Annotated in this window: 26 protein-coding genes; 8 read left to right on the top strand and 18 right to left on the bottom strand. The window is 31.2% G+C overall.

Going from position 1 to position 24,054, the window contains the following annotated elements; genetic code table 11:
* The first annotated feature begins 128 nt into the window (after nucleotides 1-128).
* On the top strand, nucleotides 129-917 hold the full coding sequence (locus tag EYW44_RS14815) for a tetratricopeptide repeat protein (protein WP_132724452.1): 789 nt from the start codon (nucleotides 129-131) through the stop codon (nucleotides 915-917).
* Nucleotides 918-1,043: 126 nt separating this feature from the next.
* Here EYW44_RS14815 and EYW44_RS14810 read toward each other — a convergent pair whose 3' ends face one another.
* Together EYW44_RS14810 and EYW44_RS14805 are read right to left on the bottom strand one after the other, a co-directional pair.
* Nucleotides 1,044-1,742, bottom strand: coding sequence for a LytR/AlgR family response regulator transcription factor (locus EYW44_RS14810; RefSeq protein WP_132724451.1), 699 nt, complete (start codon nucleotides 1,740-1,742; stop codon nucleotides 1,044-1,046).
* A gap of 1 nt (nucleotide 1,743) precedes the next feature.
* A complete protein-coding gene (locus EYW44_RS14805) occupies nucleotides 1,744-2,802 on the bottom strand; it encodes a sensor histidine kinase (RefSeq protein ID WP_132724450.1) in 1,059 nt (352 codons plus the stop codon).
* A 196-nt stretch (nucleotides 2,803-2,998) separates the two neighbouring features.
* Between EYW44_RS14805 and EYW44_RS14800 the strand changes: the two genes are divergently transcribed.
* The 3 genes from EYW44_RS14800 to EYW44_RS14790 all read left to right on the top strand — a co-directional run bounded on the left by EYW44_RS14800 (nucleotide 2,999) and on the right by EYW44_RS14790 (nucleotide 6,473).
* Entirely contained in the window at nucleotides 2,999-3,208 is a 210-nt protein-coding gene (locus tag EYW44_RS14800) for a hypothetical protein (RefSeq protein WP_132724449.1), read from the top strand.
* Between the two features lies 1 nt (nucleotide 3,209).
* Complete coding sequence (locus EYW44_RS14795) at nucleotides 3,210-5,375, top strand: DUF5916 domain-containing protein (protein WP_132724448.1); 2,166 nt, start codon at nucleotides 3,210-3,212, stop codon at nucleotides 5,373-5,375.
* 63 nt (nucleotides 5,376-5,438) lie between these two features.
* Nucleotides 5,439-6,473 (top strand): DUF4405 domain-containing protein, encoded by a 1,035-nt coding sequence (locus tag EYW44_RS14790; protein ID WP_132724447.1) that lies wholly within the window; start codon nucleotides 5,439-5,441, stop codon nucleotides 6,471-6,473.
* A gap of 151 nt (nucleotides 6,474-6,624) precedes the next feature.
* Here EYW44_RS14790 and gldA read toward each other — a convergent pair whose 3' ends face one another.
* From gldA to EYW44_RS14720, 15 genes are all read right to left on the bottom strand, one after another.
* On the bottom strand, nucleotides 6,625-7,518 hold the full coding sequence (gene gldA / locus EYW44_RS14785) for a gliding motility-associated ABC transporter ATP-binding subunit GldA (protein ID WP_132724446.1): 894 nt from the start codon (nucleotides 7,516-7,518) through the stop codon (nucleotides 6,625-6,627).
* A 1-nt stretch (nucleotide 7,519) separates the two neighbouring features.
* A complete protein-coding gene (locus tag EYW44_RS14780) occupies nucleotides 7,520-7,990 on the bottom strand; it encodes a GNAT family N-acetyltransferase (protein ID WP_132724445.1) in 471 nt (156 codons plus the stop codon).
* The gene (locus EYW44_RS14775) at nucleotides 7,974-8,465 is read right to left on the bottom strand and encodes a dihydrofolate reductase (protein ID WP_132724444.1); all 492 of its coding nucleotides are present in this window, start codon (nucleotides 8,463-8,465) and stop codon (nucleotides 7,974-7,976) included. Before EYW44_RS14775 ends, EYW44_RS14780 begins: the two co-directional genes overlap by 17 nt.
* A gap of 22 nt (nucleotides 8,466-8,487) precedes the next feature.
* On the bottom strand, nucleotides 8,488-8,673 hold the full coding sequence (locus tag EYW44_RS14770) for a hypothetical protein (protein WP_132724443.1): 186 nt from the start codon (nucleotides 8,671-8,673) through the stop codon (nucleotides 8,488-8,490).
* 84 nt (nucleotides 8,674-8,757) lie between these two features.
* Nucleotides 8,758-9,582: a thymidylate synthase gene (locus tag EYW44_RS14765; RefSeq protein WP_132724442.1), complete on the bottom strand. Its 825-nt coding sequence runs from the start codon at nucleotides 9,580-9,582 to the stop codon at nucleotides 8,758-8,760.
* 107 nt (nucleotides 9,583-9,689) lie between these two features.
* Nucleotides 9,690-9,872 carry a hypothetical protein gene (locus EYW44_RS14760; protein WP_132724441.1) on the bottom strand — a complete coding sequence of 61 codons (183 nt, stop codon included), beginning with the start codon at nucleotides 9,870-9,872 and terminating at the stop codon, nucleotides 9,690-9,692.
* A 25-nt stretch (nucleotides 9,873-9,897) separates the two neighbouring features.
* Nucleotides 9,898-10,080 carry a hypothetical protein gene (locus EYW44_RS14755; RefSeq protein WP_132724440.1) on the bottom strand — a complete coding sequence of 61 codons (183 nt, stop codon included), beginning with the start codon at nucleotides 10,078-10,080 and terminating at the stop codon, nucleotides 9,898-9,900.
* Between the two features lie 17 nt (nucleotides 10,081-10,097).
* A complete protein-coding gene (locus EYW44_RS14750) occupies nucleotides 10,098-10,289 on the bottom strand; it encodes a hypothetical protein (RefSeq protein ID WP_132724439.1) in 192 nt (63 codons plus the stop codon).
* 78 nt (nucleotides 10,290-10,367) lie between these two features.
* A complete protein-coding gene (locus tag EYW44_RS22270; RefSeq protein ID WP_165872234.1) occupies nucleotides 10,368-10,544 on the bottom strand; it encodes a hypothetical protein in 177 nt (58 codons plus the stop codon).
* Nucleotides 10,545-10,902: 358 nt separating this feature from the next.
* Nucleotides 10,903-11,667: a hypothetical protein gene (locus EYW44_RS14745; RefSeq protein WP_132724438.1), complete on the bottom strand. Its 765-nt coding sequence runs from the start codon at nucleotides 11,665-11,667 to the stop codon at nucleotides 10,903-10,905.
* A 68-nt stretch (nucleotides 11,668-11,735) separates the two neighbouring features.
* Nucleotides 11,736-12,122, bottom strand: a complete 387-nt coding sequence (locus EYW44_RS14740; RefSeq protein ID WP_132724437.1) for a hypothetical protein — start codon at nucleotides 12,120-12,122, stop codon at nucleotides 11,736-11,738.
* 189 nt (nucleotides 12,123-12,311) lie between these two features.
* Entirely contained in the window at nucleotides 12,312-14,042 is a 1,731-nt protein-coding gene (locus EYW44_RS14735; protein ID WP_132724436.1) for a NupC/NupG family nucleoside CNT transporter, read from the bottom strand.
* 26 nt (nucleotides 14,043-14,068) lie between these two features.
* Nucleotides 14,069-14,686 carry a bifunctional nuclease family protein gene (locus tag EYW44_RS14730; protein ID WP_132724435.1) on the bottom strand — a complete coding sequence of 206 codons (618 nt, stop codon included), beginning with the start codon at nucleotides 14,684-14,686 and terminating at the stop codon, nucleotides 14,069-14,071.
* A gap of 149 nt (nucleotides 14,687-14,835) precedes the next feature.
* Nucleotides 14,836-15,789, bottom strand: a complete 954-nt coding sequence (locus EYW44_RS14725; protein WP_132724434.1) for an electron transfer flavoprotein subunit alpha/FixB family protein — start codon at nucleotides 15,787-15,789, stop codon at nucleotides 14,836-14,838.
* A gap of 63 nt (nucleotides 15,790-15,852) precedes the next feature.
* On the bottom strand, nucleotides 15,853-16,593 hold the full coding sequence (locus EYW44_RS14720; RefSeq protein ID WP_132724433.1) for an electron transfer flavoprotein subunit beta/FixA family protein: 741 nt from the start codon (nucleotides 16,591-16,593) through the stop codon (nucleotides 15,853-15,855).
* A gap of 189 nt (nucleotides 16,594-16,782) precedes the next feature.
* On the opposite strand from EYW44_RS14720, the gene EYW44_RS14715 reads away from it, so the two are divergent.
* The 4 genes from EYW44_RS14715 to EYW44_RS14700 all read left to right on the top strand — a co-directional run bounded on the left by EYW44_RS14715 (nucleotide 16,783) and on the right by EYW44_RS14700 (nucleotide 23,539).
* Nucleotides 16,783-17,763, top strand: a complete 981-nt coding sequence (locus EYW44_RS14715; RefSeq protein ID WP_132724432.1) for a pyruvate dehydrogenase complex E1 component subunit beta — start codon at nucleotides 16,783-16,785, stop codon at nucleotides 17,761-17,763.
* Between the two features lie 68 nt (nucleotides 17,764-17,831).
* The gene (locus EYW44_RS14710) at nucleotides 17,832-20,375 is read left to right on the top strand and encodes a DUF5686 family protein (protein WP_132724431.1); all 2,544 of its coding nucleotides are present in this window, start codon (nucleotides 17,832-17,834) and stop codon (nucleotides 20,373-20,375) included.
* 89 nt (nucleotides 20,376-20,464) lie between these two features.
* Complete coding sequence (locus EYW44_RS14705) at nucleotides 20,465-20,992, top strand: inorganic diphosphatase (protein WP_132724430.1); 528 nt, start codon at nucleotides 20,465-20,467, stop codon at nucleotides 20,990-20,992.
* A 120-nt stretch (nucleotides 20,993-21,112) separates the two neighbouring features.
* Nucleotides 21,113-23,539, top strand: a complete 2,427-nt coding sequence (locus EYW44_RS14700) for a sodium-translocating pyrophosphatase (protein WP_132724429.1) — start codon at nucleotides 21,113-21,115, stop codon at nucleotides 23,537-23,539.
* 54 nt (nucleotides 23,540-23,593) lie between these two features.
* Here the strand turns inward: EYW44_RS14700 and EYW44_RS14695 are convergent, their stop codons facing one another.
* A complete protein-coding gene (locus EYW44_RS14695) occupies nucleotides 23,594-24,052 on the bottom strand; it encodes an Lrp/AsnC family transcriptional regulator (RefSeq protein ID WP_132724428.1) in 459 nt (152 codons plus the stop codon).
* Nucleotides 24,053-24,054: the final 2 nt, after the last annotated feature.

The raw sequence follows: 24,054 nt of genomic DNA, 5'->3' as shown, positions 1-24,054 counted from the left end.
AGAGCGATAGCCAAAATATTTTTTGAGGCTTTCTAACTACATTTAAAAAGTAAAAAAATAATTCATTTAAAACTCCTTATATTTTTATCTAAAGGAAGTTTATTTGGTCATTTAAACTGACACATAATATGGACAACAACATAGAGCGATTTCTTAACGATCAAATGGATGCAAAAGAAAGAGCACTCTTTTTGCAAGAAATGTCAACCAACCCTGAACTAAAAGAAACAGTTGAGCTATACCAAGACATGCAAACTTTATATAGTGAAGATGATTGGAAACTTGAGGACGCCACCACTAAAAATACTAAAATACAAGAGTCGTTAGCTTTTTTAAGAAGTGAGGAGGGCGAACATATAAAAAAAGCAATTGCCAAAGGAGCTGATAGTTATTTTGCTCAAGAAGCTAAAGCACCTAAAATTAGAAAACTTATACTAGTTGCTAGCTCTATTGCTGCCATGTTACTAATTGGCTTATTTGTTTTTAACACTAGCGAAACCAATACAGAATTGTATGCTTCTTATAAAAATGATTGGCAAGAGTTACCTTCATTAACTCTGAGAGGAGATACAAATGATTTTTCAAGAATAGAGTCTCTTTTTAAACAACAAAAATATACTGAATCATTAGCTTTACTTGAAAAATTCAAAGAAGAAAAAACAGATGACCCTCAAATATTAATGTATGAAGGTGTATTAAACTTAGAATTGAATCAACAGGAAAAGGCTATCCAAATTTTCAATGAATTAATTCAAAAAGATACTTTAGATTCTTACAAGGCTCATTGGTATTTAGCTTTATCGTATTTGAAATCAGATAATACCAAACAAGCTAAAAAAGAATTGCAGTTTATAATAAATGACGGTAAAAACTTTAAAGATAAAGAAGCTAAGGAATTACTTTCTAAGTTAGAGTAATACGATTTACAATCACAAACTTCTTTATAAAGAACATACTTTTTTTTTAGTTATAAATTGTATTGGAATGCCTTGACATATATGAAAGCAATCTCAAATTCATTGAACTTCAAATGAAATTTCTAATTATACCAACTCAGTTACAACAGTTCTATAACTTTCTCCAATAGGTATTTCAATAGCATTAATTTCAATATCCTGTTTAGTATATGCTGTTATTTTATCCTTATTAACTATGTAAGAACGATGGACACGTAAAAAACGATTATCCAATTGCGAGGCAAAAGCTGTTAAACTATGCTTTGTGATATGCGATGTATTGGTTAAATGAATCTTTATATAGTCTTTAATACTTTCAATATATAACACATCGTCAAAAAGCACTTTTACCTGTTTTCGATCTTTTCTAACATAGATATAGTTTTGAACAGATGGACTTGGAATAGCCTTAATTTCAGTAGGTTTTGCATGAGATTGCTGCGCTAAAAATTTTTCTACAGCCCTAAAGAACCGATGAAAAGTAATCGGTTTTAATAAATAATCGATAGCATTTAACTCAAAACCATCAATGGCATAATCTCTGTAAGCTGTAGTGAAAATAACTTTAGGCTTTTGAAGTAAACCCTTAAAAAAATCTGTTCCTCGTAATACAGGCATTTCAATATCTAAAAATAATAAATCTACCTGATGCTGTTGTAATACTTTACTAGCTTCTATAGCACTTTCACACAAAGCGATAATCTTAAAATTATCTAATTGGCTTACATGATTTTTAATCAAGTTTCTTGCAATCTCTTCGTCATCAACAATTACACACGTGTACATATTATAAATTTAAAGCTAAGGTTACGGAATACATATTGGTTGTATCGGATAGCTGTAAATCATAATTTCCAGCATACAATAAATGTAATTGTTTTTTTACATTTATCAAACCTAGTTTCTCTTGGTTGGAATGCAAAAGAGATTCGGGTTTGGTATTTTCTATTGTAAATACAACCTTATTGTTAATCGATTGTAAGTCGATGTGAATTTTAGCTTGTTTAATTTCTTGTTTTACTCCATGTTTAAACGCATTTTCAATAAACGTTAGTAATATTAAAGGAGCTATTTTATTGGGAGTTTCTATGTGTTTTGTAAAGGTAACTAGCACACGCTTTCCGTAACGCAATTGTTCTAATGCCAAGTAATTCTCAATGAGTTCAATTTCTTTTTCTAGAGATACGTATTTGCCTTTACATCTGTATAAAATATAATCCAAAATATCCGATAATCGTTCTATAACCTGAGGTGTTTTATCCGATTTTTCTAAGGCTAATCCGTATAAATTATTCAAGGTGTTGAATAAAAAATGTGGATTTAATTGATTTTTTAAAGCGCTAAGTTCTGCTATTTTCTTTTGCTCATTAGTAATAGATAATTTTAAGTTTTTCTCGTACCATAAAAAGGGAATCAAAAAAAATGTAGGCTGCATAAATAACCAAGTAAGGACAAAAAAATCACGTCTCCAACTAAACACTTGTTCCCAAAAGGGAAGGTGTCCGAATCTAGATTTGAATCGTGCGTAACAAGTATTACTCTGAGGTACATCCATAAAAGCATGCCAAGCAACATAAATGCTATTCAATAGTACAAACAACAAAAATGTTAATACAACAAACACTAAAACATTTTTACTCTTTTTATAAATAGGATAGATACCATAAATGATACCATAGGCAGTTCCCATTTGAAATAAGAGATAGGCTAACTTATTAACTATTAATTTTTGTGTAGAATCGTAATACACTCTATCAAAAGCTAAATAGAATGAGAATACAGCAATCCAAAATAAGATGTGTTTGTAAATAGGTTTGTTTAAGTAAGTAAATAATGTATTCATCATAAGCCTCAAAATTACTATTTCTAAACATTGAAAAATAATTTTATCTACCAATAGTCCTTTTTCGTCTATTAATCCGAAAAAGTGGTGATACAACCTTACTTTAAGTGTTCGTAGCTAAACAACACAGATTCGTCTATTTTCTAAATAACGGATGATGTACCTAATTACATTCGCAATAAATATTAAATGATTTATTATGAAAATTCTTAGGGGGAGCTTTTTTATAAGTATGATTTCAATAGCGGTACATGCTCAAAAAGAATCAAATATACCAAAACTTACTTTTTTATGGAAAGTAAACTTGAATGGGAAAATTGCAAATCGTAAATGGATTGATATTATTAATCATCCAACAGGAAGCGTCTTACACAAGAACAGATTAACAACACATAAATTAGCGCTATAGTATGAAAAGTATACAAATATTCTTCTTGTTTATTGGGTTAATTATACAAGCGCAACAAAAAAGTATTCCTTTTTTTGATACAACCGCAACAGTAGATGGAAAATTAAATGAAATAACTTGGCAAAATGCAGCAACTTTCACCAATTTTAATAATTTTTTTCCTGATGATGTAGGACTAGCAGTGAATCAAACTAAAGTTAGGGTATATCATAATGGTAAGAGTTTATTTATAGCTGCTGAATATTATGATAAAACTCCAGAAAGTAAAGTAAGCACATTAAAACGAGACAATCATGGTGATGTGGTGGTGAGAAGTGATGCCTTTGGATTGATATTAGATCCTTTTAATAAAGAAAATAACGGCTATTATTTTATATTAAATGCCGCAAATACACAAGTAGATGCGTTAGTTGATTTTAATGGTACTGATTATAATTTAAATGAAAGTTGGAATGCCGTTTGGAAATCTAAAACAGCTACGGAAGGAACTACAAAAATATATGAAATAGAGATTCCTTTTAAAGCATTGAATTTTGATGTAACCAATACAACCTGGGGGATTCAATTTTTCTACAGAGATTTTAAAACAAATTTATGGATGACGTATACCGATGTATCGCGTAACTTTTTTCAGTTTGACTTACGCTTTACTGAAGATGTTGTATTAGAAAACCCACCAAAAACGAGTAATTCAAGATTTGTAGTATCACCATCTATAACTTATAATTTTAATAAAGATGTGGCAGCTAATGCATCTACTTCTAATATTATACCTAGCGTAGATGCCCAATATAACATTACCTCTTCCTTACGTTTAGATGCTTCTATTAATCCTGATTTTTCTCAGGTAGATGTGGATCAGCAAGTAGTAAATTTAACACGTTTTGCGATTAACTTTCCGGAACGAAGAAATTTCTTTTTAGAAAATAGTGATTTGTTTAATAATTTAGGTGCTACAGGTATAAATCCGTTTTATTCTAGAATAATTGGCGGTACTACTCCTATGCAATTTGGACTTAAACTTTCGGGTAACGTTTCTTCTAATACACGTATTGGAGTATTAAATGCTCAAACAGAAAGCGAAACTGAAAATCCGGCTCAAAATTATACTGTTTTAGTAGGAGCTCAAAAACTCTCAAAAGCATTAACCACTACAGCGTATTTGGTAAATAGACAAGAAACAGAAGGCTTCAATTTTAAAGGTGATTTTAATCGTGTTTTTGGAATAAATATGAACTATAAATCTAAAAACAATAAATGGTCAGGACTTGCAAATTTTGGGAAGAGTTTCACAGATAACGTAAGTGGCAATACTAATTTTTTTAATGCAGAAGCCCAATATAGTACTAGAAAAGTATTTGCAAAGGGAGCATTTAGAACTGTAGATAAAAATTTTATTGCTGATGTTGGTTTTGTACCAAGATTGAATAATTACGATGCCATTAATGGCATTACTATTCGAGAAGGATATAGTTCTACTCAAGCAGAAATGAGATTAATAGCACTACCTGAAAACTCTAAAACCATTCAATATTTTCGTTATTTATTTCCTAGCAACACTACATATTGGGACGAAGAAGGCAAGGTTACACAATCATCATCATTTATAAATCAGGCCTTATTTTTTAGAAATGCCTCATCAGTTTTTATCAACTTTAATCATGAATATATCAATTTAAAATATGGTTTTGACCCGTTACAAAATGGAAAATTTATTCAACCTGATCAATATAGTTTTGGAGCTTTACGTGTAGGATATAATTCTCCATTTAATAAAAATGTTTCTTACAGAGTAGGTATACAACATGGGGATTATTATAACGGAAATAGAACTCGATTTTATACTTTCTCTACATTTCGATTTTTACCCTACGCTAAAATTGGAGCAGATTATGAGGTAAATTATTTAGATCTAGAAGAATTAGGAATTAAACCATTTCATTTAGCTCGATTTACGGGAGAAATCTTTTTTAACAATCGTTTAAACTGGACTACCTATGTGCAGTACAATACTCAACGAAATAATTTTAATATTAATAGTAGAGTTCAGTGGGAATACAACCCCTTATCCTATATCTATTTTGTAATTACTGACAATTTCGATCAGCATATATACAGAACAAATTGGGGTGTATCATTTAAAATGAATTATCGATTCGATTTTTAATTATTGACATTAAGAAGCTAGACTACTTACTTCTTAGAACTAAATAATACCAAAACAAAAAGAATGAGAACAAGAAAACTAGCCAGCATAAGTATAGCGATAATATTTACAGTGATTAGTATAACTGGAGTTTTAATGTATTTAAAACCACATTATAAAATAACAGCATCAATTCATACGCTATTCGGATTTTTATTTGTGCTGTTAGCCTTTGTTCATATTCGTAATAATATAAAATCGTTAAAAATGTATAGTATAAACAAGAATCAGAATTTTTTAAGTATGCCTTTAATTACTGTATTAGCAATAGGTGGAATTTTATTGACTGGACTACTTTTTAATGTGTCTGAATTTCATAAATTATATGAGATTGGAAACGAACATCGTAATAGTATTCAAGGTAAAGAAACTTTAGCAGATGGTACCGAACGAATTATTGTTAGAGATAAGATTAATGAGGTAGCTGTTGAAGTTGATGTAAAGATCGGTGATGTTTTTCGCAATGCAATGATGGTTATTTGGGTAGAAGATATGGAAGGAAATTATATGGAAAGTTTGTTTGTACCAAAATCAATTGCCTCTAGTGAATACTATAATGGAAAACCAGATAAAAATGGTATTTGGAGACCAGCCATTGTTCGTCGACCTGAATCACTTCCATATTGGGCACATAAAAGAGGAATTAAAGCATCAGATGGTTTATTTATTCCGTTAGGAAAAGCATATGATATAGATGCGGTATCAGGCGCTACACCTTCAGATGATTTTATTATCAATTCTAAAGCAAAACTTGGCGATGTAAAACAGTTTCGAATATTGATGGAAGTAAATCAATCATTCAATTGGAATGCATATTATAGTAAAGATCGTTTTCCTAAGGATAGTGTTTACAGTGGTTCTGGTAGAGTTGGACAACCTGCAATTGTTTATGCTGTAACTGTAGATTTAGATAAAATAAGAGCTTCTAAAAATTACTTATTTGAAGTGATAGGACATAGCCACCACTCTGGCAAAACTGGTGAACTCTTTTCTGATTTATCTAATATTACAACTGCACTAGATATTATAGAAAGAGGTATTGTAAAGATTACTAAATAATACTCATTGTACATTTTGAAGTTAAAACTATTATTTTCAGATATAATATTTCTTCAAATGTACAAGGGTAATTATTTTATTTGCCGACACGGTTATGAATTAATATTGGTTAATCAACAGAGGCATAACCGATATATAGTTTGTAATTTTTCTATTTTGTCAATTCTCTAAACAAACTCTCTAAAGTTTTATTTTCAGAATTTAACTCTAAAATTCTTAACCCATATTCTTGAGCGAAATCAAATAACTTAGGACGCATGTCTTCTTCACTATCAAAAGTTAAAGTCCATGAATTATCGTAGTTATTTTTTATAGAAGTCAAATTGTTTAAACGTTGTAAAAACTGCTCTTCTATTTTATAATCAAAACCAACAGTTATTACTTGTTCATTACTTTCCTTCAATGATTTTAAATGAGAATCAATAACAATTTTTCCGTTATTAATAATAATAACTCTATCACAAACAGCTTCTACTTCTTGCATGATGTGTGTAGAAAATAGTACCGTTTTATTTTCTCCTAACTCTTTTATCAATGCTCTTATTTCAACCAATTGATTAGGATCTAACCCAGTAGTAGGCTCATCTAAAATCAACACCGTAGGATCGTGTAAAATAGCCGCTGCTAAACCAACTCTTTGTCGGTATCCTTTTGATAATTGATGTATCTTTTTATGAGCTTCTTTGTCTAAACCAACCTTAGTTACAACATCATTTATATTTCCAGATGCTATTCCATGAATATTGGCATGAAATTGAAGGTATTCTTTCACATACATTTCTGCATACAACGGATTATGTTCTGGTAAATATCCAATCTTCTTTTGTGCTTCTATCGGATTTATTACAACATCTATATCATCTACTAATACAGTTCCTTCATTTGGCTGAATAAAACCAGTTAAAATCTTCATTGTAGTAGATTTTCCCGCTCCATTAGGTCCTAAAAAACCAACAATTTCACCTTTTTGAGCTGAAAAAGAGATTGCATCTATAGCTTTTTGAGTACCATATGTTTTTGTAACTGATGTAAGTTGAATAGACATATTAACGAGTAAATTGAATTTTAATAGCTTTTATACTTCCTTCTAATATCACATTTTCAAAAGTAGTAAAACCTAATTTCTTATAAAACTCTAAAGGTGATTGATATATTGTGCCATCTTCTTTTAGATAAGAATTACTAGCTACTACCCAACCATTTAAAACAGGAAACTTTGTTTTTACTTTCTTTATAATTTCTGAACCTACCCCTTTACCTTGAATAGATGCATCTAAAATTAATAAAAACCAACGTTCTCTATCTCTATTAAAATCGGCATACCAACCAACAATAACGTCATTCTCCACAACAAGTGTATGTGATACATTTGTTAGTGTTTTTAAATAATCATCAAACTTTTCAAAACTATAATGATGAATTGTTTTTGGGTATTCTTTATTCCAAAGAGTTCGTAAAGCTTCCTTTTGAGAGTTGTTAAGTAATTGAACAGTTAAAAAACTATAGGCTCTTTTCATAAGAGACAAAGCTATAATCGAATTTATTTTTTTCGTCTGCTTTAAAATCTTCTCTCGATGTTTCTTTCCATATAGTTTTATCTATTTCAGGAAAAAAAACATCTGCTTCAAAAGATTCATGAACAATAGTTATATCTAACTTATCTACCAAATCTGAAGCAATAGCTTGTTGATAGATTTGTGCACCTCCAATAATGTATATTTCATCATCACCTTTAGCCAACTCTAAAGCTTGCTCAATACTATTTGCTATTAAACAACCTTCTTTAAAATAATTGTCATTTCTAGTAATAATTACTGTTGTTCTATTAGGTAATGGTTTTCCTATACTTTCAAAAGTATTACGTCCCATAATAATATGATGACCAGAAGTAACCTTTTTAAAACGCTTTAAATCTGCAGGCAAATGCCAAATTAAATCGTTGTTTTTTCCTAGTTCGTTATTTTGCCCAATAGCTGCAATAATTGTAATCATAAAAATAAATACAGAATGAAAACTACATGTTCTTCACCCACTCTTTTATATATCCTGTTAAATCTCTCTTGTCTGTCGTATCTTCATCTAAAGCATTAGAACGAATGTTTTCTATGATTGTTTTTACAGCTAATAAAACATTTTCATCATTAATCTCTGCTACAATATCATAAATATCTTCTTTGATAGTATCAATTTCCGAAATCATAATTTTTCATTTTAAGTTCTTACACGAATTTAAGTAGAATTAATATTCTATTTAGCTAAAAATAGATAAAAGATCGTTAAAAAACTATATAGCTACCGCTCCTTTTATGTGAGGGTGTGGATTATAATTGATTAATTCAAAATCTTCAAAAGTAAATGCTTCAATGTCTTTTATCTCAGGATTTATTTTCATTGTAGGCAATGGTCTAGGATCTCTAGAAAGTTGTAACTCTAGTTGCTCCATATGATTGTTATAAATATGAGCATCTCCAAAAGTATGGATAAACTCTCCAGCTTCATAACCACAAACCTGCGCAACCATCATCGTTAATAAAGCATAACTTGCAATATTAAATGGTACTCCTAAAAATATATCTGCGCTACGTTGGTACAATTGACAAGATAATTTACCATCCGCTACATAAAACTGAAAGAATGCATGACACGGAGGCAATGCTGCTTTACCATTCGCTACATTTTCTGAAAAAGAAACAGAGGTATCTGGTAATACACTTGGATTCCAAGCAGAAACAATCATTCTTCTACTATTCGGATTCTTTTTTAAAGTCGCAATAACATCTTGTAACTGATCAATTTCATCACTATTCCAGTTTCTCCATTGATGTCCATAAACAGGTCCTAAATCTCCATTATCATCTGCCCATTCATTCCAAATTCGAACACCGTTTTCTTGTAAATACTTAATGTTAGTATCTCCTTTAATAAACCAAAGTAACTCATAAATAATAGACTTTAGATGTAGCTTTTTAGTGGTTACCATTGGAAAACCTTCACTTAAATCAAAACGCATTTGATATCCAAACACACTTTTAGTACCTGTACCTGTTCTATCTCCCTTCTCGTTTCCGTTTTCTAAAACGTGTTTTACTAAATCTAAATATTGCTTCATGTTGTTCACTTTACTTCAGTAGGCAAAAATAAAAAAGCATCCACAAAAAAATGTGAATGCTTTAAAATTGTTTTTAGCAAGTTATTAACTAAAAATATAATAAGGGGTTATGCCCAAATACATCCTCCGTTAACACAGTATCCGTAATCACAGAATTCAAAACCGTTTACCATAACACAACATTGTCTTGGACCTTTACAATATGGTCTGTAAACCATTCCTCCATCTACTTCTTGTTGTTCTTTTTTTGATAATACTTTGATCCCTTTTAAGTCTGAAATTTTTTTCATGATATATTTAATTTAAATTTAGTTATTAATAAAAGTAGCAAGCTCCGCGATCGCATACACCTACTAATATTTCTCCTCCGTTTGGTATAGAAATGTAGCATCTATTTCCTCGGCAATAACCATTATTAAGGTTAATAGATCCATTAACTTCACTCTGTTCTTTTCTTGAAAGAACTTTTATTCCTTTTAAGTTTGATATTTTTTTCATTATAAATAAATTTTAGATTAAACAAGTACTGAACACCCGCTGTCATAGCCGTAACGACAAAGTCCTAAAAAATGGTCTGTTCCTCCTAAAACCAGATAACATCTATTATCTGATCTACAAACAACTTTTGCATCAATAGCTCCTTTGATGTCATTTTGCTCTTTTCTCGATAAGACCTTAATGCCTTTCAAGCTTGAGATTTTTTTCATAAAAAAAGTTTTGGTTGATTAATATTTGAATGAAATAAAAAAACTCGTTGAGTTAATACTCACGAGTTTTTTAAAATTTTAATAAAATACACATCCATATAAGCTACAACGTCCTGGCTCACAATACTCCATTCCGTTTACTACAAAACAACATCTGTTACCTCCTTTACAATACACTCTTATTCCTCCATTAACTTTCTGTTGTTGCGCTTTGGTTAATTGTTGAATCCCCGTTAGATTTAAAATGTTCTTCATGATATATTTATTTTGGTTGATTAATATTCTTTACTGATGTTACCCCCTATAACATTATTGCGTAAAGCATGAATGTTTAATATGATTTTAACCATATCAAAAATTACCTCTTTCAAAAAAATTATGACATAAAGCCGAATACTTCAAAAATGTTTAAAACATATTTAAAGTGAAATCTATTCTCAATATAAATTTCATTTGGATTTTATGATAGAATGAAGAAACTATTGTGTTTTTCATTTTAATTATTTGACTAAGAGGTTTCTGTAAATATAATAAAAAAAACTAAAAACTAAACTTTTTTTAACAAAACTAACATTACAATGCGTTTTTAACAATAAAACACACTATTTACTAACTATTTCAAACTAGTGTTAAATAAATTTCTTGCTCCTCTTAAACCACATTTTTGATATTTGTGATAAGCTTTAGCTGCTCTTTCTTTAATTTCTTTTTTCGATTCTAACAGAGACCAACCATCTAGCGCTGCCTTTAAAGTATATGCTTCAGGCGCCATTAAGTTTGTAGTTAATAAAATAGGGTTTGCATTTGCTTTGCGAAGTTCTTTTGAGAAGAAATGCTGACTATAACATGCTAATATAATTACGTCTTTTTTATTAGAAGTACTGTTATTATAAGGTATTGAAACATTAAAATCCATTAATCCATCATGCCCAATGTATGATACCAAATTAGAACTTCCTCCAAAATTCAACCGCTTATCTTTATATACAATCTCTTCTTTACGCTGATTATTTGAAGCTTTTAAAAAATCAATAGTGCAATTTTTAATTTGTTCTCCATCATAAGCATCAGCTAACAAATACATGTCTTTAGATTTATGCTTGAACAAAACTCGTTCCAAAACATTTACATTATCTGGTTTTAAATTAGCCACTAAAGACCAATCTTTTGTTTTGTATTTCAAATATGATTTTACACCATAAGCAGCTCCCCAATATAAATTGTTTCTAGGATCTTTTCCATTACCTAATGTTTTAGGCACAGGAACAATTCCTTGATACTTATTATCACACAAAGCCACATACACATGTATGGTTTTTGTTTGTGAAAATATTTTTACAGAAAAAACAATGAATAATAATAAATAGATCTTTTTCATAATACTCTTTTTGTGTTTTTTTTTATAGAAACGAATTTAAAACACTAAAAATTGTATTACTAAGATTATTATGAAAATAAAAGAATAGCAATCATTCCTGTAACAGCTGCGTATACTCCCATTGAAAAAATTAATTTCGGCGTGATTTTAATTACCGCTTTATCTTCTTCTCTAATGTTTGCTTTAAGCTTATCTGCTATTAAAAGTCCAATGCTACCATCAAATAGTCCTATTAAAAAACTGCCTAATAAAGCTATAGACAAACCATCATACTTTTGTAAGTACAATGATAACATTCCGTAAATAATAAATGATCCGAAAGTAAGCCATACATACTCAAATCCTAATACTCTCGACAAAATTGAGCCTAAAATATCAAAAACAGCAATAATGACAAACCCTATGAGAATTACAATTAATGATTCCAACTTGTTTACACGTAATTTTTGCAACACACAATAAGACTTACTTTTTAAGTAAGTAATAAAGATGCTCTTTTTATTTTAATATTGGGGATGAAAACTATTAATTCGACTAAACTATAATTTCCATTGTATATTATTTAATCTATTATCGATTAATCAATACACATACAAAAATAAAAAAAGCATTCACAAAAAAAGCATGAATTACCCCCTATTTTTTTAGCCAATAATCATTCCGGCAATAGTTGCAGACATTAATGAAGCAATAGTACCTCCAATTAAAGCTTTTATTCCAAACTCAGATAATGTTTTTCTTTGTCCTGGAGCCAAAGATCCTATACCTCCAATTTGAATACCTATAGAGGCAAAATTTGCAAATCCACATAACATATACGTAGCCATAATTATAGACTTGTTATAAGTTAAATGCGTTGCATTTGCAACATTTTTAAGTTCAGCTAATTGAATATAACCAACAAATTCACTAGCTGCTAATTTAATTCCTAATAATTGCCCCATTAAAGCAATATCTTCTTTAGCAACTCCAATTAACCACATTAACGGCGCAAAAATATATCCTAATATTGCTTCTAAAGAGAATTTTTGATACGGTGTATTTGTAGCCATCCAATCATTTAAAGAAGTAACATCTCCTACCCAACCTAATATTCCATTAATCATTGCTATAAAAGCTACAAATACCAATAGCATTGCTCCTACATTCATTGCCAATTGTAATCCTTCTGTTGTTCCATTAGCAATAGCATCCAAAATATTAGATCCTAATTTTTCAGATGATACTTGAACATCTGTATTTACATCTTCTGTTTGTGGATATAAAATCTTAGAAATTACAATCGCTCCTGGTGCTGCCATTACAGAGGCTGCTAATAAGTGTTTTGCAAATTGTAAACGTAATGCAGGATCATCTCCTCCTAAAAAGCCTATGTAAGCCGCTAAAACCGCTCCTGCTACTGTTGCCATACCACCAATCATCACTAATAATATTTCAGATCGGTTCATTTTTTCTAAATATGCCTTAATCAATAACGGTGCTTCGGTTTGTCCTAAGAAAATATTACCTGCTACAGATAAGCTTTCTGCTCCAGAAATTTTTAAAATTTTAGAAAGTGTCCAAGCTAATACTTTTACTACCTTTTGAATAATTCCTAAATAAAACAGTAAAGATGTTAATGCAGAAAAGAAGATGATCGTTGGTAATACTTGAAAAGCAAAGATGAACCCAAAAGTATCCATATCAACTACTAATCCTTCAAAAAGAAACTTACTTCCAGCTCTAGTAAAATCTAATACACTTACAAATAAACTTCCTATACCTTCAAAAATCTTTTGTATAAATGGAATTTTTAAAACTCCAATTGCTATGAAAAGTTGAAAACCTAAACCTAAACCAACCGTTTTCCAATCAATTGCTTTTTTATTGCTACTAAATAAAAAAGCAACAATTAATAGCGAAATCATTCCTAAAACCCCTCGCCATAAACTTGTAAAAGTAAAACCTTGACTTGCTACAATTTGATTTGTATTCGCTTTAGTTACAGCAGTCGTTTTTTCAGCTTCAACAGGCGTAACTACTTCCTGTGTTTCTGAGGAAAACTTATACAATACATTTTTCTCTGAAATTGTCAACTGATTATCATCTATAGCTACAATATTATAGTAACGTACTGTATCTGTTGGTTGACTGTAGTTAAATATAAGTAAGTTGTTTTGATGAATGTAACTACCTTTAGCTAATAAACTATCTTTAGCTTCAAGAAAATAATTAAAATTACCTTTATCTAATTTAAAGAAATCTCCTTTATTGATAGTTACTAATGCTTCACCTTTTGTATTTTCTATAGCTGTAAACTTCCAGTTTTTTTCAATATTTTGACCGAATAAAAACGTAGAAATCCCTATAAAAAAAAATAAAATAATTTTTTTCATAATATAAGAAAGAGCGTATATATTTTTTATGAAGAGCGTTTGCTTATTTCGTCTCTTATTTTAGCTGCAGATTCGTAATCTTCATTATTTACAGCGTCATTTAATTGTTCTTCTAATTCACTTAGTGAAAGTTCCGAATAATTGTTCCCTTTTGCGTAATCATCTTCTGATTCAGCAATCAATTCAATGCTATCAACCTCACTATCTTCTTGCATTTCTAAATGCTCATCAGACTTAAGGTAAATTCCTGCTTTATCTAGTATATTTTTATATGTAAAAATAGGAGCTTGAAAACGAACTGCTAGCGCAATAGCATCTGAAGTTCTAGTATCTATTACTTCCTCTACGCCATTTTGCTCACAAATTAAACTTGAAAAGAACACACCATCCACTAGCTTATGGATAATTACTTGTTTAACTTGTATTTCGAACCTTTCTGCAAACGATTTAAACAAATCATGTGTTAAAGGTCTTGGAGGTCTAATTTCCTTTTCTAACGCAATAGCTATTGATTGCGCTTCAAAAGCACCTATAATAATAGGTAACGTTTTACTTCCTTCTACTTCACTCAAAACAAGGGCATAAGCACCGCTTTGAGTTTGGCTGTAAGAAATTCCTTTTATTGTTAGTCTTATTAAGCTCATGTATCTATCTTCACAAAAAAAGCTGTCTTTTATAGACCGCTTTTAAGGTGCCACAATTTAATAAAAATATGTGTACGTAAAGTGTTTCTTGTAAAAAATAAAACCCCGATGTTTTTTTCGAGGTTTTACATAATATTTAATCTAAAGAATTATGCTTTTTTGAAATCCTTTAATTTTTCAATTAATTGAGGTACTACTTCAAAAGCATCTCCAACAATACCATAATCAGCAGCTTTAAAGAAAGGAGCTTCAGGGTCATTATTGATAACTACTTTTACTTTAGAAGCATTTACACCCGCTAAGTGTTGAATAGCTCCAGAAATACCAATTGCAATGTATAAGTTAGATGCTACTGGCTTTCCTGTTTGCCCTACGTGCTCACTGTGAGGTCTCCAACCTAAATCAGAAACTGGTTTAGAACAAGCAGTTGCTGCACCTAAAACATCAGCTAACTCCTCTACCATTCCCCAGTTTTCAGGTCCTTTTAATCCACGTCCTGCAGAAACAACAACATCAGCATCAGCAATTGTTACTGTACCTGTTGCTTTATCAATTGACACAGAACTTACCCCTAATTCAGGTAACGTAGCGTCAAAACTTTCAGCAGCTCCGCTAACAGCATTTTCATGTGCTCCATATGAATTTTTAGCAACACCAATTACTTTATTAGCTGAAGAAATTTCAGTGTTGTTAAATCCTTTATTTGAAAAAGCTTTACGCTTTACAACAAATGGACTTGTACTTTCTGGTAAAGCAACTACATTAGAAGCATAACCAGCCTCTAAATTTACAGCTACTAAAGGTCCTACTGTTAATCCATCAACACTAGAATCTACAATTACAGTATCAGCAGATTGCTGCTCTGCTACTTGCTTAATGATAGCTGCATATGCTTTAGCGTTAAAAGAAGACAAATCATTCTTAACTTCTACAACTTTCTCTGCACCATAAGTATATAATTCAGCAGCATCACCTCCATTTATAGTTAAAGCAACAACATTAGTACCTAATTGTTCTGCTACTTTTTTTCCGTAAGAAACAACTTCGAAAGCTGTTTTTTTGAATTTTCCTTCCGACGAATCGGCAAAAACTAATACAGACATAATATTTTTATTTTTTATTTGAATAGATCGAATAAATACGTCTACTCAAAATGAGTTTTTTAATTAAATTGCTTTTGCTTCGTTATGTAATAAATTGATTAAATCATCAACATTATCTACTAACTTCACATCTCCTTTAGGAGCTGGTTTCTCAAACGTTTTAGTACCTGTTGCAGCACTTGCTCCAGCTGGTTCTACTACACTTAAAGGCTTTTTACGAGCCATCATAATTCCACGCATATTAGGAATACGTAAATCTTTTTCCTCTACAATTCCTTTTTGTCCTGCAACAACCATTGGTAATGTTGAAGAAACTTTTTCTTCACCACCATCAATCTCTCTTTCTAAGGTAACATTAGTACCATCAACTTCAACACCAACACATCCATTTACAAAATTGAAATCTAATAATGAAGCTAACATCCCTGGAACCATTTGTCCATTATAATCTGCAGACTCTTTACCAGCTAATACTAAATCGTATCCACCATTTTTAACAACCTCAGCTAATTCTTTTGCAACTAAGAAACCATCAGTTGGCTCAGCGTTAACACGAATAGCATCATCAGCACCAATAGCTAATGCTTTACGTAAAGTTGGTTCAGTTTCAGCACCTCCAACATTTACAACTGTTACAGAAGCACCTTGCTTCTCTTTAAACCACATAGCACGAGTTAAACTAAACTCATCGTAAGGATTTATAACAAACTGAACACCGTTAGTATCAAACTTCGTATCGTTTTCGGTGAAATTAATTTTTGAAGTGGTATCTGGCACATGGCTGATACAAACTAATATTTTCATATATTGATGTTTTTGAACGCTTATTTTAGTGCCACGAATTTACGGATTTTTTTTGATTTATTATGCATGCATAATAAATTTTATGCAAAAAGAGTGCTTTTTATATGCTTTTTAACATTCAAATCATTCACTTAGTTTTTAATTTTTTACTTTTGCAAATCAAATAAACAACGACTTTTAATAAAACGTATGAAAACAGTTCAATTTAGAGAAGCGATTTGCGAAGCAATGAGTGAAGAAATGCGTCGCGATGAGAGCATCTATTTAATGGGGGAAGAAGTTGCGGAATATAATGGTGCTTACAAGGCGAGTAAAGGAATGTTAGACGAATTTGGTGCTAAGAGAGTTATTGATACTCCTATTGCTGAATTAGGTTTTGGAGGAATAGCTGTAGGTTCTGCAATGAACGGCAATAGACCTATAGTAGAGTATATGACCTTCAACTTTTCTTTAGTTGGTATAGATCAAATTATTAACAATGCTGCTAAAATACGTCAAATGAGTGGAGGACAATTTAACTGTCCTATTGTATTTAGAGGTCCAACTGCTTCTGCTGGTCAGCTTGCAGCAACACACTCACAAGCTTTTGAAAGTTGGTATGCTAATTGCCCTGGTTTAAAGGTAATAGTACCATCTAATCCATATGATGCTAAAGGATTATTAAAAGCAGCAATTAGAGATGATGATCCAGTTATTTTCATGGAGTCTGAGCAGATGTATGGAGATAAAATGGAAATTCCTGAGGGAGAATATATAATTCCAATTGGAGTTGCAGAAATCAAAAGAACAGGTACCGATGTTACTGTAGTATCTTTTGGTAAAATCATAAAGGAAGCATATAAAGCTGCTGATGCATTAGCAGAAGAAGGTATATCTGTTGAAGTAATAGATTTAAGAACAGTGCGTCCAATGGATCACAATACAATCTTAGAATCTGTTAAAAAAACGAATAGATTAGTTATTTTAGAAGAGGCTTGGCCATTTGGTAGTGTTTCTTCAGAAATAACATTTAGAGTACAAGATGAAGCATTTGACTATTTAGATGCTCCTATCAAAAGAATCACAACAGCTGATACGCCAGCTCCATATTCTCCAGTATTACTAGAGAAATGGTTGCCTAATGCGAACGATGTAGTTACAGCTGTAAAGGAGGTAATGTACATTAAGTAATGTATTAAAAATTAAATAATTATAACTAACTAAAATCCTTTTGGTATAATAACCAGAAGGATTTTGGTATGAATAAACCTATGAGAATTAAGTTTTTTGTTTTGTTGAGTTGTATAAGCATGTATCTAAATGCTCAACTTACAGTTAGAGGAAAAGTAGTAGATGAGTTTGAAACTCCTATTCCGTTTGTAAACGTATTTGTACAAGGTACTTCGAATGGAACTACTACTGATGATGATGGAAGGTTTGCTTTTACGATTCCTGAGAAAAAAGGAACCTTAGAAATCTCTTTGATGGGATTCCAAACTCAAACAATTAAAATTTCTCCTAAAGTTACGTTCCTTAATATCGTTTTGAAAGAAGGAACTGATGTTTTAGAAGAAGTTATTGTAGTTAGTAAACCTAAGAAAAGACTCAAAAAGAAAGAGAATCCTGCTTATAAAATTTTAAAAGAAGTATGGAAACGAAAAAGAAAAAATGGTCTTGATTTAGTAAAACATTATCAATACAAGAAACACACTGCTATTGAAATTGGATTAAACAACCTAGACTCATCTTTTGTTAAAACTTTATTTAAAGATGAATACAAAGATGTTAGTAGTGAAATCAAATATGATAGTGATGGAATAAACTACTATATCCCTATTTTTCTTAGTGAACAAATAGCCAACGTATATGGTAACAACAAAACAAATACAGAGCGTGAAGATATTGAGGCAGAAAAACAAGCTGGTTTAGGTGCTCAAGGTTTTGTATTTGACAGAATGTCTAACACCTTTCAAAATGTAGATGTTTTTAGAAACAATATAACATTACTTCGCAAATCGTTTGTGAGCCCTTTATCTACTGATGGTTTTGCTACTTACGATTATGTACTATACGATAGTATAGTAGAAAACAATAAAAAATTATACAACATATACTTCTTCCCTATTAGAGATGAAGATTTAGCTTTTAAAGGGAATGTATGGATAGCAGATAAAGCTTTTTCTATAAAGAAGTTACGAATGGAAGTAGCCAAAGGTGCTAATTTAAACTTTGTTCGTGGCTTAACATTTGAAAAAGAATTTGAAGTAAGAAAAGACAGTATATACATTCCTACTAAAAATGCATATGAAGGAGATTTTACTTTCTTAGATAAAAACGAAGCTAATAAAGGACTTACCATAAAGAAAACAATCAATTACGATAACTATATTTTAGAAAAGGCATATCCTGATGATTATTATCTGAAGTCTAACACCAAAATTAGACCTGATCAATATGAAAAATCTGAGGAATATTGGCAAGCTAAAAATACTGATGAAAATAAAGAAACATATAACTTAATAGCCACCGTAAAGAGTAAAAAACAAATTAAAAAATTAACAGGTTTAATTAATACTGTTTCTAGTGGTTTTATCAATATTGACGCCTTAGGCATACAACTAGGACCATTTTGGACTGCTCTTGCTAGTAATGAAGTAGAGGGAATTCGAGCTCGATTAGGCTTCCGTACGTTCACTACTAAAGATGATCGCTTTAGATTATCGGGTCATATTGCTTATGGTTTTAAAGATAAAGAAATTAAATACGGTGCTGAAGCCCAATATCTATTATCATACAAACCAAGAATCACTACTAGCCTTGCTTATCAAAAAGACATTGAACAATTAGGTAGTACCTTATTTAACACCAATCAATTATTAGGTAGTACTTTTGGTACTAGTGCTTTATTCTCTAGAGGAAACAATTTCTTTTTATCAAACATAGAAAAATTAGCCACTAATTTTGATTATGCTATACACAACAATTTCCATGTAGGCTTTAACTTATCTCACTCAAGAATACGTTCTGCTAGCCCTGAAAACTTTTCTGCTAGTTATTTCGATGATTTAGGGAACCTTCAATCTACTGTAACAGATGTTGCTTCTGATATTTATATCAGCTTTACACCTGGTCGTTTTGTATATGGTTTAGGGGTACAACAACGTTTTGGAAGAAATATTTTCCCTTCATTAGTATTCAACTACCGCCATGGTTACAAAGGTTTTTTAAACGGGACTCATGATTATGATAAAATTCAGTTTAGATACAATCAACCTATTTTATTAGGTAAATTTGGATTATTAGACGCTACGGTTGAAGGTGGAAAAACTTTCGGAAAAGTGCCTTCTTCATTATTAAGTGCTATTCCTGCAAACCAATCATACTCACTTGTACCAAATACATTTTCATTGTTAAATTTCTATGATTTTGTAACTGATCAATATGTATCTACACATTTTGAACATCATTTTAATGGTTTTTTACTGAATAGAATTCCGTTATTAAAAAAATTAAAATTAAGAAGTTTAGCTACGTTTAGAGCTGCTTACGGTACCATTTCAGATGAAAACAGAAGCATTAATGATGCTGTAACAAATAGCAGAGGAACTCGTAATATTTTATACAACGTACCTAATAAAGTATACTACGAATATGGTTTTGGTATTGAAAATATTGGATATGGAAACTTACGTTTTTTAAGAATTGATGCTATTTGGAGAAGTGACTATGCTGCTCCTGGTAATAGTATCGCAGTTCCAACACCTAAATTCGCGCTTAGAATAGGTATAAAACCTGATTTATAATTAACTTAAAAATAACGTCGCAAATATGCTGGTAAACTGCAAAATATCCGTAGTTTTGCTAACCGATTTTTGAAACGAAACAATAATATATGACAGCAAAAGAAAAACAAACCGTTGATGTATTAATTGAAATTCCTAAAGGGAGTAGAAATAAATACGAATATGATTTTGATTTAGGTAAAATCCGTTTTGATAGAATGTTATTCTCATCAATGATGTATCCTGGTGATTATGGATTTATTCCTGAAACTTTAGCATTAGACGGAGATCCTTTAGATGTTTTAGTATTAGGAGCAGAACCTACTTTTCCTATGTGTGTTATGGAGGTAAAACCAATTGGGGTTTTCCATATGGCTGATGAAAAAGGACCAGATGAAAAAATAGTATGTGTACCTGTTTCTGATCCAATTTGGAACAAATACAACGACTTATCAGACTTAAATCCACACCGTCAACAAGAAATTACTCACTTTTTCCAAGTATATAAAGACTTAGAAAAGAAAAAAGTAGATATTGGAGACTGGGGGAACGCTGATGAAGCATATGAAATATTAGACAAATGTATCGCTAGATATAAGGATAGCGAGCACCAAGAGCGTGGAGATTTTAAAATCTAAGGTCTAAATAATAGCTACAAAAACTAAAAGTCATTCAGAATAATCTGAATGGCTTTTTTTTGTTTAGTTATTGATTTTGTTATATTTATAAACATAATTAACTAATCAATTTAACTAAATATGGAATCAAACATTGTGTATTTGCCAGTGATTTTGGCAATATTGGGATTAATTTTTATGATGATAAAGATGTCTTGGGTAAAAAAACAAGACGCGGGAGATGAAAAAATGAAATCCATATCAAAAAGTATCAAAGAAGGTGCCCTAGCCTTTTTAGCAGCTGAATACAGATTACTTCTCATTTTCGTTTTAATAGCTTCTGTTGCTCTTTTTGTAATTTCAACTATAGTAGACACAACAAGCTGGATGATCGTACCAGCATTTATCATAGGAGCCATTTTTTCTGCATTAGCTGGTAATATCGGTATGCGAATTGCTACCGATGCCAACGCAAGAACTGCAGAAGCCGCTAAAACAAGTTTGCCTGAAGCTTTAAAAGTATCTTTCAGTGGTGGAACTGTTATGGGATTAGGTGTTGCTGGTTTAGCTGTTTTAGGGTTAAGCTTATTTTTCATCTTTTTTACTAGTCAATTCATGGGAAGCGAAGGTTCTTTCTATAATAATATGACTATTGTTTTAGAAGCTTTAGCTGGATTTTCTTTAGGTGCTGAATCTATTGCATTATTTGCCAGAGTTGGTGGCGGAATTTACACCAAAGCTGCCGATGTTGGTGCAGACTTAGTTGGGAAAGTAGAAGCTGGTATTCCTGAAGATGATCCGCGTAACCCTGCAACTATTGCAGATAATGTTGGTGATAATGTTGGTGATGTTGCTGGAATGGGTGCTGATTTATTTGGTTCATATGTAGCTACAGTTTTAGCTGCAATGGTATTAGGAAATTATGTAGTAAGAGATATGTCTGCTTCATCTCAATTTACAGATGCTTTTAACGGAATGGGACCAATACTATTACCATTGGTAATTGCTGGTGTTGGTATTTTAGCTTCTATCATAGGAACCTTTCTAGTTAAAATTAAAGATAATAGCGCTAAAGAACCGCAAGTTCAAAAAGCTTTAGATTTAGGAAACTGGGCTTCCATGATCATCACATTAGTAGTAAGTTGGTTTTTAATTAAATGGATGCTTCCTGAAACTTTACTAATGGATTTCTTTGGTGAAGGTGTAAAAAGTATTCCTTCTCGACATGTTTTTTATACTTGTATGATTGGTTTAGCCGTTGGTGCTTTAATTTCTATGGTCACTTCTTATTATACAAGTTTAGGTAAAAAACCTGTATTAGACATTGTACAAAATAGTGCTACTGGTGCTGGTACTAATATTATTGCTGGTTTAGCTGTAGGTATGAAATCTACATTTTTATCTGTTATTTTATTTGCTGCTGCTATTTATGGTTCATATACTTTAGCTGGTTTTTATGGGGTGGCTTTGGCTGCTTCTGCTATGATGGCAACTACAGCAATGCAATTAGCTATTGATGGCTTTGGTCCTATTGCTGATAATGCTGGTGGGGTTGCCGAAATGAGTGAACTAGAAGAACATGTTCGTGAACGAACTGATATTTTAGATTCTGTTGGAAATACAACAGCTGCTGTAGGAAAAGGTTTTGCAATTGCATCTGCTGCTTTAACTGCGTTAGCTTTATTTGCTGCCTACGTAACTTTTACAGGTATTGAAGGTATCAACATCTTTAAAGCAAATGTACTTGCTATGTTGTTTGTTGGAGGGATGATACCTGTGATATTTTCAGCTCTTGCAATGCAATCTGTAGGAAAAGCTGCCATGGAAATGGTACATGAAGTACGTCGTCAGTTTAGAGAAATTCCTGGAATTATGGAAGGCACCGGTACTCCTGAATATGCAAAATGTGTTGACATTTCAACAAAAGCAGCTCTAAAAGAAATGATTTTACCTGGTCTAATTACTATTATTACTCCTATTATAATCGGACTTGTTTTTGGTGCTGAACCTTTAGGTGGCTACATGGCTGGTGTATGTGTTTCTGGAGTAATGTGGGCTATTTTTCAAAATAATGCTGGAGGTGCTTGGGATAATGCTAAAAAATCTTTTGAGGCTGGTGTAGAAATAAATGGAGAAATGACTTACAAAGGATCTGACGCTCACAAAGCAGCCGTAACTGGTGATACTGTTGGGGATCCTTTTAAAGATACTTCTGGACCTTCAATGAATATTCTTATTAAATTAACTTGTTTAGTAGGTTTAGTGATTGCTCCTATTTTAGGAGAACATTCTGTGGAAGGACATGCTACTAATCTTATAAATAAAGAGATAAATCTTGACATTAACTCTATGAAAGAAAAACCTGCAATAGCAACTATTACCACCACATACAAAGACGCTGACGGTGTAGAAAAAGAGAAAAAAGAAATTATTGAAGGAACTTTAGAAGAAGTACAAACTAAACTTAAAAACTTAAAAGGTGATGGTATTCATGGTAAACATCATTATAAAATAGATTCTGAAAAAGGTGAAATTAAAAAAACTGTTGTTGTAGAAACAAAAGATTAAAACAACATACATTATTATTATCCAAAACACCAGTAAAATTATTACTGGTGTTTTTTATAGTGATAATGTTGTTGAATTTTTTATTCCTCCAATTGTAAAAGAACTTTGAGTACTACCAATGTGTTTTATAGAGGTTAGTTTATTAACCATAAACTCTCTATACTCTTCCATATCTTTTACATAAATTTTTAAGATATAATCATAATCTCCACTAATATGAAAACACTCTGCTACTTCTGGTAATTTTAAAATTTCTTTTTCAAAAACAGATAGATATTCTCTTGAATGCTGTACTAATTTCACTTGACAAAAAACCAAAAAGGCTTTGTTTACTTTTTTCGGATCAATGATAGCTACATAATTAGCTATAATCTTCTCTCTTTCTAACTTTTTAACACGTTCATAAACAGCCGTTACTGACAACCCCAACTGAAGAGATAACTGTTTGGTTGTCTGTTTACTATTGTTTTGAAGTAAATTAATCAGCTTTTTGTCAATATTATCTAATTCCATTC

Origin of the sequence: Tenacibaculum sp. M341, from assembly GCF_004337695.1 — a bacterium.
GTDB lineage: Bacteria > Bacteroidota > Bacteroidia > Flavobacteriales > Flavobacteriaceae > Polaribacter.
The sequence above is the reverse complement of the archived record's forward strand: the minus strand, read 5'-3'. Positions and strand labels throughout refer to the sequence as shown.

Coding starts and splice junctions, on each gene's coding strand:
- EYW44_RS14715 (WP_132724432.1), top strand. CDS start 16,783: ATGAAAACAGTTCAATTTAGAGAAGCGATTTGCGAAGCAATGAGTGAA.
- EYW44_RS14730 (WP_132724435.1), bottom strand. CDS start 14,686: ATGAGCTTAATAAGACTAACAATAAAAGGAATTTCTTACAGCCAAACT.
- EYW44_RS14705 (WP_132724430.1), top strand. CDS start 20,465: ATGACAGCAAAAGAAAAACAAACCGTTGATGTATTAATTGAAATTCCT.
- EYW44_RS22270 (WP_165872234.1), bottom strand. CDS start 10,544: ATGAAGAACATTTTAAATCTAACGGGGATTCAACAATTAACCAAAGCG.
- EYW44_RS14805 (WP_132724450.1), bottom strand. CDS start 2,802: ATGATGAATACATTATTTACTTACTTAAACAAACCTATTTACAAACAC.
- EYW44_RS14800 (WP_132724449.1), top strand. CDS start 2,999: ATGAAAATTCTTAGGGGGAGCTTTTTTATAAGTATGATTTCAATAGCG.
- EYW44_RS14700 (WP_132724429.1), top strand. CDS start 21,113: ATGGAATCAAACATTGTGTATTTGCCAGTGATTTTGGCAATATTGGGA.
- EYW44_RS14810 (WP_132724451.1), bottom strand. CDS start 1,742: ATGTACACGTGTGTAATTGTTGATGACGAAGAGATTGCAAGAAACTTG.
- EYW44_RS14770 (WP_132724443.1), bottom strand. CDS start 8,673: ATGATTTCGGAAATTGATACTATCAAAGAAGATATTTATGATATTGTA.
- EYW44_RS14695 (WP_132724428.1), bottom strand. CDS start 24,052: ATGGAATTAGATAATATTGACAAAAAGCTGATTAATTTACTTCAAAAC.
- EYW44_RS14710 (WP_132724431.1), top strand. CDS start 17,832: ATGAATAAACCTATGAGAATTAAGTTTTTTGTTTTGTTGAGTTGTATA.
- EYW44_RS14765 (WP_132724442.1), bottom strand. CDS start 9,582: ATGAAGCAATATTTAGATTTAGTAAAACACGTTTTAGAAAACGGAAAC.
- EYW44_RS14790 (WP_132724447.1), top strand. CDS start 5,439: ATGAGAACAAGAAAACTAGCCAGCATAAGTATAGCGATAATATTTACA.
- EYW44_RS14775 (WP_132724444.1), bottom strand. CDS start 8,465: ATGATTACAATTATTGCAGCTATTGGGCAAAATAACGAACTAGGAAAA.
- EYW44_RS14750 (WP_132724439.1), bottom strand. CDS start 10,289: ATGAAAAAAATCTCAAGCTTGAAAGGCATTAAGGTCTTATCGAGAAAA.
- EYW44_RS14755 (WP_132724440.1), bottom strand. CDS start 10,080: ATGAAAAAAATATCAAACTTAAAAGGAATAAAAGTTCTTTCAAGAAAA.
- EYW44_RS14720 (WP_132724433.1), bottom strand. CDS start 16,593: ATGAAAATATTAGTTTGTATCAGCCATGTGCCAGATACCACTTCAAAA.
- EYW44_RS14725 (WP_132724434.1), bottom strand. CDS start 15,789: ATGTCTGTATTAGTTTTTGCCGATTCGTCGGAAGGAAAATTCAAAAAA.
- EYW44_RS14760 (WP_132724441.1), bottom strand. CDS start 9,872: ATGAAAAAAATTTCAGACTTAAAAGGGATCAAAGTATTATCAAAAAAA.
- EYW44_RS14795 (WP_132724448.1), top strand. CDS start 3,210: ATGAAAAGTATACAAATATTCTTCTTGTTTATTGGGTTAATTATACAA.
- EYW44_RS14745 (WP_132724438.1), bottom strand. CDS start 11,667: ATGAAAAAGATCTATTTATTATTATTCATTGTTTTTTCTGTAAAAATA.
- EYW44_RS14780 (WP_132724445.1), bottom strand. CDS start 7,990: ATGAAAAGAGCCTATAGTTTTTTAACTGTTCAATTACTTAACAACTCT.
- EYW44_RS14815 (WP_132724452.1), top strand. CDS start 129: ATGGACAACAACATAGAGCGATTTCTTAACGATCAAATGGATGCAAAA.
- gldA (WP_132724446.1), bottom strand. CDS start 7,518: ATGTCTATTCAACTTACATCAGTTACAAAAACATATGGTACTCAAAAA.
- EYW44_RS14735 (WP_132724436.1), bottom strand. CDS start 14,042: ATGAAAAAAATTATTTTATTTTTTTTTATAGGGATTTCTACGTTTTTA.